The following is a 7,430-nucleotide window of genomic DNA, read 5'->3' on the forward strand; positions in this document are numbered from 1 at the left end:
CGGTGGAACCCCCGACGAAAGTAGGGGGCCCTCCCCCACTTAGGCGTCGTGAACCCGCTCCGCATCATGCCTTTGGCCGACTCTCGATTCGGCCCGTGGGTGGAGGTTTCGGGCACCCTCGCGGGCCTAGCGTGATGAACACGCCCGGTCAAGGAACCTCTTACCGGCGCCGACCAGTCACCGCCCATCCAGGAGTCACCCGCCGTGAGCATGCCGTCAGCACAACCCCAGTCCCCCATCCAGGCCCCTCCGGTCGTGGTGGCCCGGGCCCTGACCAAGACCTACGACACCGGCGGCACCCAGGTCCACGCCCTGGCCGGCGTCGACGTCGACTTCCACCGCGGTGCCTTCACCGCGATCATGGGCCCCTCCGGGTCCGGTAAATCCACCCTCATGCACTGCCTGGCCGGGCTGGACGTGCCCACCTCCGGCAGTGTGCACCTGGGTCGCACCCAGATCACCGGCATGCGCGACGGTGAACTCACCCTGCTGCGCCGTGACCGGATCGGGTTCATCTTCCAGTCCTTCAACCTGTTGCCGATGCTGACCGCCGAGCAGAACATCCTGTTGCCCTCGCAGATCGCCAAGCGCAAGGTCGACCCGGAGCGCCTGGACCACATCATCGACGTCGTCGGGCTGCGCGATCGGCTCGGCCACCTTCCCGCCAAGCTCTCCGGTGGTCAGCAACAGCGCGTGGCCGTGGCCCGGGCCCTGCTCAACGCACCCGAGGTGGTCTACGCCGACGAGCCCACCGGTAACCTCGACTCCCGTTCGGGCTCTGAGATCCTCGCCTTCCTGCGCAACTCCGCACGCGATCTGAACCAGACCATCGTCATGGTCACCCACGATCCCGTCGCCGCCTCCTACGCCGACCGTGTCGTGTTCCTGCGCGACGGCCGTCTGGTGGACGAGGTCACCGACCCCACCGCCGAACTGGTCTCCGAGCGCCTGCTGAAGCTGGAGGCCTGACCCTCCATGCTGCGCACCACCCTGGCCGGGCTTCGACTGCACAAGGCCCGCTACGTCACCACCACCCTGGCCATCCTGCTCGGGGTCATGTTCATCGCCGGCACCATGGTCTTCTCCGACAGCCTCAAGGCCAGCTATGAAGCGTCCGCGATGGGCTCGGCCACCGAGATCGACACCATCGCCGTTCCCGAGGCCCTGGAGGCCCAGGACGGCACCTTGCAGGACCCCGAGCCCTTCACCCAGGAGCAACTCGACCAGATCCGCGACCTGCCCGAGGTCGCCGAGGCCGACGGGGTACGTCAGGCTTCCTCACTGATCCTGGACGCCGAGGGACGCGCCTTCGGCATGATTCCTCCCTATGCCCTGACCGTGGATGAGGTGACCCGGTACAGCGTCTCCGAAGGCGAGCTGCCCGACAGCTACGACGAGATCGTCCTGGCCACCACCATCAGCGACCAGGCCGGTTTCGAGGTGGGCGATTCCGTCAGCCTGCTCGACTCCGATCAGCAGAAGCAGGAGTTCACCGTCACCGGCCTGTTCGATGTGGGGCTGGAGCCCGACCTGAGCTACACCGGGGCCTTCGTTTTGACCCCCGAGGCCTTCGCATCGGTGACCGGGGCCGAGGGCTTCCACGAGATCGATGCCCTGGCCGCCGAGGGGACCTCCGAAGACGACGTCGCCGCCGCCGTGGCCAGGGTGCTCGGCGAGGGCGCCGACGTGTCCACCGGCACCGAGTTCGGTGATCAGATGGCCGCCCGGGCCGGCACGGACGCCGAAATGATCCGCACCGGTCTGATGCTGTTCGCGTTCATCGCCGTCTTCGTCGCGGGCATCGTCATCTACAACACCTTCGCGATCCTGGTCGCCCAGCGCCAGCGCGAGATGGCGTTGATGCGCTGCGTGGGCGCCAAGCGCGGCCAGGTCTTCCGTTCGGTGCTGGTCGAGTCCTTCGTGGTGGGCCTGGTCTCCTCGGCCTTGGGCGTGCTGGCCGGAACCGGTCTGGGACTGGTAGGGGTCGAATACGGTGGCCCGCTACTGAACCCCGACATGACCGTCACCGCCGTGATCACCCCGGACGCCGTGATCATCGGCCTGGTCGTGGGTGTGGCCATCACCGTGTTCTCCGCGATGGTTCCGGCCATGCGCGCCACCCGGGTGCCTCCGCTGGCGGCGCTGCGCACCAGTGCCACCGCCTCCGGCTTGGAGAAGGGCACCGGCAAGCTGCGCGCTGCCATGGGCGTCCTGTTGTTCCTGCTCTCCGGCGGGGTCGTGGCCCTGGGGCTGAGCGGTGGCCCCGATACCAATGGAATGTGGATCGTGGCCACAGGCGCCATGATCGCCTTCCTCGGTGTGGTGGTGCTCGGCCCGCTCCTGGTGCGCGGAATCGTGAACCTGGTGGGTATCCCGCTGCGCCATGTCGGTGTGCCGAGCAGGCTGGCCGTGGACAACTCCACGCGCAGCCCGCGCCGCGCCGCCACCGCCATGATCGCCCTGACCGTGGGCGCCACCCTCATCACCGGTTACTCGGTGATCAGCGCGTCCATGCAGGAGACCGTCGGTCAGCAGCTCGACGGCAGGTTCCCCGTGGACTACCAGATCTCGCCCATGCTGAACCTGGAGGACATGGTCGCCGAAGGGGAAGGCGAGGAGGCGACCACCGAGACCGCCGGTGGCACCGACCTGAGCACCATCCCCGAGTCCGTGCGAGCGGACCTGGCGACGAGCCCGGAGATCGAGCACGTCTTCGCTGAGCGCTCCGACTCCGTGGACAGTACCGACGACAGGATCACCAACGACGACGGAACCGTCCCCGTGGCGACCTTCCTGGACGCCACGGTGGGCGAAGAGGTCCGGGCCGACGTGGTCGAGGGCGACATCGCCGACTTCGGCCCGGGCAGTGTGCTCATCACCGAGGAGCGTACGAAGACCGACGGGGTCGGGGTCGGCGACACCATCACCTTGGGCGAGCACGAGTTCGAGATCGCGGCCGTGGTGTCGAACTCGGGCATGCTGTACGGCCTGACCCTGACCCCGCAGGACTACGAGCAGGTGGTCCCGGAGAGCACGGGCGACTCGGCCGTCATGGTCCGGGGCAGCGACTCCGCCTCCTCCGCGGAGCTGCGCGAGGCCGTCTACTCCACGGTGGACGAACACCCGACCCTGAACGTCACCTCCATGGGCGACATGCGCCAGGAGTTCGAGCAGATCTTGGACGTCGCCTTCTACGCGATCGCGGCGATGCTGGGGTTGGCCATCATCATCGCGGTGTTCGGCATCTCCAACACCATGGCGTTGTCGGTGCTGGAGCGCACCCGTGAGTCCGCGATCCTGCGGGCCCTGGGGCTCAACAAGTCCCAGCTGCGCCGGATGCTCGGCGTGGAAGCGGTGCTGCTGTGCCTGATCGGCGCCGGCATCGGTGTCCTGCTCGGTGTGGTGTTCGGTTGGGCCGCCATCTCCGCGGCCTTGTCGGACGTCGTCCTCGGGTTCCCCGTCGGGCAGGTACTCGCGTTCCTGGTCATCGCGATCGCGGCCGGTGTGGTGGCCTCCCTGCTGCCCGCCCGCCGGGCCGCCAACACCTCCATCACCGGGGCGCTCGCCTCGCAGTGACCCGAGTCCGGAACATGTGATGTGACCGGGGCGGCCCCATCGCCTGGGTGGCCACCCCGGTCTTGGCCTGTCCGCACATGGTCGCGCGACGCCACGAAACCGGCACCTTTACGTCGTAGATTAACTCTGACGTCACCGGTCGGCGGGCCAGGCGGTCCTCGTCCACCAGGTCGTGCGTGGCCGTTCGAGGTGATGGGATCGGACCAGGTCCGATCGCCACCACCGCGCGCACCCCGGCAGAACTCCACCTGTTGGTCGGGCGGAGCGCGGCCGGCACCCCGCTGGAGCACATCCTGGGCTGGGTCCGCTTCCGCGATCTACGCCTGTCCGTGGCACCGGGTGTGTTCGTCCCTCGATCGCGCAGTGAATTCCACGTCGAACAGGCTCTCGCCCTGACCGAACCCGGGGCGGTGGTCCTGGACCTGTGCTGCGGCACCGGCGCGTTGGGCACGGTTGTGGCCACCGAACGTCGGGGCGTGGAGCTGCACGCCGCCGACATCGACGCGGCCGGTGTCCGATGCGCCCGGTACAACCTCGCTCCCCTGGGCGGGCAGGTCCATCGGGGCGACCTCTTCGACCCGCTGCCCGAATCCCTGTGGGGCCGGGTGGACGTGCTGGTCGCCAACGCCCCGCACGTCCCCACCGGCGAGATCACGTTGCCGCCCTCGGAGGCCCGTGACCACGAACCGCGGATCTCCCTGGACGGTGGCTCGGACGGCCTCGACGTCGTGGGCCGCCGCCCCGCCCCCTCCGACCGAAACGCTTCGGCCTCCCCGAGAGCCACCTTCACGGGATGGACGCGTGACCACCACGCCGAACCCCAGGCGGGAGGGTGAAGGACCCGCCGCGGCACCGACCGGTGTCAACGGTGACCTCGTAGGGGCCGCCGAGATGACGCGCGCGTCGAAAACGACGACACGCCCCATCACGGAGCGTGTCCGGCATGTACAGAACGTGCAGGATACGAGGAGGTACCCGAGGGAGGACACATGCCCGAGCAACGGCCATTGACCGTGCACATCGGCCACGACGAGCTGGTCATCCGGCGTCGCTATGAAGTGGTCAGCATCTGCAACGACATCCTCATCGCGGTGTGGTTCATCGCGGGCAGCATCATGTTCTTCTACTCCGACCTGATGGCCCCCGGGACCTGGTGCTTCCTGATCGGCAGTATCGAACTCCTGATCCGCCCGATCATCCGGCTCACCCGTCTGGTGCACATTCGGAGCATTCGGGACGATGGCGGCCACGGTGGCACTTCCGCGGAGAGCGCGATGGACTTCTAGCACTCCGGTCAGGGCGCGGGGAAACACCCGATGGCATAGGCGGCGAGGGGGCGAAACCGGGAATCCGCCGGTGCCCCCATCGGCAAGGATCAGGGCGAGCCCTCCGGTGATGGTCACGTGATCGACCAGGTGGAAGGGCTCGAAGCGGTCGACGAACATGTCCCGCAGCTCGAACCCGGTGTCGGTGATCAGCACCCGGCGAGTGGCCGCCTTGCAGGTGAGCCACAGCAGGAGGATCGCAAGGAGTGCTCCCCACAGGTGAATCCGCAGGAGCGTCTCCGGAGGGTCGGCTCCGGACAGAGCCGTCATGGCGAAGACGGTCGGCACCAAACCGGCCAACAGGATCGACAGGCAGGTGAGGGCGACGGCGTTGGCCGTATGACGTACAGGTTCCGACCGCATCGTCCGTCGCCCATCTGTTCGATTCTTCCCCGGGCGACGGGGCCCTGGCAGCGGCGGCGTGCAGTACCCGTCCGAATCGAGCGAGCACGTCGGCCGGTGCGGTTCAGTGGACCGGGAGCCGTGCGGTTTCGCAGTCCGACACTCGGTCCGAGACGATCCGTCGAGGACGCGGCGCGGTAACGCCCGGCGGTGGGTTCCCGGACCGCCCCGGGCGATCGCCATGCTCTCCGACGTCAGCGCAGCCGAGGCTTCGGTGAAGCGGCCGGATCGGCCGTCCCTCCTTGTTCGAGCTCTGCGTTCACCACTGCTCCGAACAGCACCACGAGCGAGGACAACCACAGCCACAACATCAGAACGATGACCCCGGCGATCGTTCCGTAGGTCGCGCCGAAGTGACCGAACCGCTGGACGGAGAAGGTGAACACCCAGGATCCGGCCACCCAGAGCACCATCGCGATGACCACCCCCGGCGTGATCCGGTACTCCGACGGCGACTCACGGTGGGGCGCGACCCGGTAGACGATGCCCAGACCCACGACGGTCACGCATATGAGCAGCACCCACTGGCCGACCCTGACCAGGATTTCGGCGACCTTGTTCAATCCGAAGTGGTCGAGCAGCATCGGGAGCAGGACCATCGACCCCACCCCGACGCACAGGAACGCGCCCACGCCCAAGGCCATCAACATGGCGATGCCGCGCTTGACGAGGTAGGACCGGCCGTCCACCACCCTGTAGGCGGCGTTGCAGCCCTGCATCAGGCCGTACATGCCGCCGGAGGCGCTCCAGAGCGCCATGAGCACGGAGCCCGCGAACGCGAACCCGAGCGTTCGTCCGTCGGCGGTCGCGATGGTGTGGAGTTGGTTCTCGATCAGCTCTCTGACGTCTTCTGGAAAGGCGACGAGCCAGGTCCGGATCTGGTCGGCGAGGTCGTCGGGGTCGGCGAGCATCCCGAAGACGCTGATCACGGCCAGCAGGGCCGGAAACAGTGCGAGCAGCGCCCTGAACGCCATTCCCGCCGCGAGCAGGCTGAACTGGCTCTCCTTCAGTTCCTTCCAGATCCGCACGGCGAGGGCTCGCAGGCCCGGCCTGGAGACCAGGGCCGACCACCTCGGGAAGGCCCCTGCGGTGCCGCGCGGCCCCTCACCCCGGTCCCGTTCTCCCGCCATCGGCCCTCCCTGGTCCTCGGCCCCTCATTGTCGGTGACGTGCGGGCCAGAACCACGTGACCCGGCCGTGGCCGGCCCCGACGGGATCAGGCGGAGGGCTGCGGCGATGTGGACACGGACCTCACAGGTACGGGACCCCTCGCATCGGTCAACGTCACCGTGACCGAACCGGTCTCCTCCCCGGGCCGGAGCCACCGCCGGACATCCGAGATCGTGGCCCTCGCACGCTGAGCAGGGATGGCTTTCACGGTCTGGGTGCCATCCGCAGGTGCCATCGGATTCCTCGAGCACGAACACCTCCACGGGGCGCCCGTCAGGGCCGGTGGGGTCGCGGCGCGCTCGAACGCGAGCGCCGCTCCGAGCGGCTGCGTGTAGTACTTCACGAGCCCGTCGAGATCGGCCGTGGACAGAGCCAGACGGTTGATGCCGAGAAGGTCGGTCATGGTCGGCTCACTGTAGACCACCCACCGGGCGGCGGTGTGTAACGGACCGCCGCCCGGTGGGTGTTACCTGGCGGGAAGAATGCGGCCGGTGACCTCACCGAAGTCCACCCTGGTCCCGTCCGGGCCCGGGGCGGTGGCGGTGATGGTGACCTCGTCGCCGTCCTCCAGGAACGCACGCTCGGTACCGTCGGGCAGCTTGACGGGTTCCTTGCCCGACCAGGTCAGTTCCAGGAGGCAGCCGCGTTGTTCCACCTCGGGGCCGCTGACGGTGCCGGAGGCGTACACGTCGCCGGTACGCAGGGAGGCACCGTTGACGGTCATGTGCGCCAACTGCTGGGCGGCGGTCCAGTACATCTGGGAGAAGGGCGGGTTGGACACCACGTGTCCGTTGAGCCGCACCTCCAGGCGCAGGTCCAGCCCCCACGACCGAGCGCCCCTCAGATAGGGCAGGGGCTCGGGGTCCTGTGCGGGCTGCTCCACTCGCGCCGCCTCCAGGGCGGCCACCGGCACGATCCACGGCGAGATGGAGGTGGCGAACGACTTGCCCAGGAACGG

6 protein-coding genes are annotated in these 7,430 nt (G+C 68.4%); 4 read left to right on the forward strand and 2 right to left on the reverse strand.

The window, feature by feature from the left end:
* Nucleotides 1-210: 210 nt before the first annotated feature.
* The 4 genes from K8V84_RS07565 to K8V84_RS07580 all read left to right on the forward strand — a co-directional run bounded on the left by K8V84_RS07565 (nucleotide 211) and on the right by K8V84_RS07580 (nucleotide 4,862).
* The gene (locus tag K8V84_RS07565) at nucleotides 211-969 is read left to right on the forward strand and encodes an ABC transporter ATP-binding protein (RefSeq protein ID WP_304072258.1); all 759 of its coding nucleotides are present in this window, start codon (nucleotides 211-213) and stop codon (nucleotides 967-969) included.
* A gap of 6 nt (nucleotides 970-975) precedes the next feature.
* Nucleotides 976-3,576, forward strand: a complete 2,601-nt coding sequence (locus tag K8V84_RS07570; protein WP_304072245.1) for an ABC transporter permease — start codon at nucleotides 976-978, stop codon at nucleotides 3,574-3,576.
* Nucleotides 3,577-3,752: 176 nt separating this feature from the next.
* On the forward strand, nucleotides 3,753-4,412 hold the full coding sequence (locus K8V84_RS07575; protein WP_304072249.1) for a putative protein N(5)-glutamine methyltransferase: 660 nt from the start codon (nucleotides 3,753-3,755) through the stop codon (nucleotides 4,410-4,412).
* 153 nt (nucleotides 4,413-4,565) lie between these two features.
* Nucleotides 4,566-4,862: a YrhK family protein gene (locus K8V84_RS07580; protein ID WP_304072251.1), complete on the forward strand. Its 297-nt coding sequence runs from the start codon at nucleotides 4,566-4,568 to the stop codon at nucleotides 4,860-4,862.
* 635 nt (nucleotides 4,863-5,497) lie between these two features.
* Here K8V84_RS07580 and K8V84_RS07585 read toward each other — a convergent pair.
* Nucleotides 5,498-6,433, reverse strand: coding sequence for a YihY/virulence factor BrkB family protein (locus tag K8V84_RS07585; RefSeq protein WP_304072253.1), 936 nt, complete (start codon nucleotides 6,431-6,433; stop codon nucleotides 5,498-5,500).
* Nucleotides 6,434-6,938: 505 nt separating this feature from the next.
* Nucleotides 6,939-7,430: fumarylacetoacetate hydrolase family protein (locus K8V84_RS07590; protein ID WP_304072255.1), on the reverse strand; the 492-nt coding region annotated here is incomplete at its 5' end.

Origin of the sequence: Nocardiopsis listeri, assembly GCF_020741345.1 — a bacterium.
GTDB lineage: Bacteria > Actinomycetota > Actinomycetes > Streptosporangiales > Streptosporangiaceae > Nocardiopsis > Nocardiopsis listeri_A.

What these genes read in the sequence shown, in the direction of transcription:
- K8V84_RS07570 (WP_304072245.1), top strand. Translation starts at nt 976, where the DNA reads ATGCTGCGCACCACCCTGGCCGGGCTTCGACTGCACAAGGCCCGCTAC.
- K8V84_RS07565 (WP_304072258.1), top strand. Translation starts at nt 211, where the DNA reads ATGCCGTCAGCACAACCCCAGTCCCCCATCCAGGCCCCTCCGGTCGTG.
- K8V84_RS07580 (WP_304072251.1), top strand. Translation starts at nt 4,566, where the DNA reads ATGCCCGAGCAACGGCCATTGACCGTGCACATCGGCCACGACGAGCTG.
- K8V84_RS07585 (WP_304072253.1), bottom strand. Translation starts at nt 6,433, where the DNA reads ATGGCGGGAGAACGGGACCGGGGTGAGGGGCCGCGCGGCACCGCAGGG.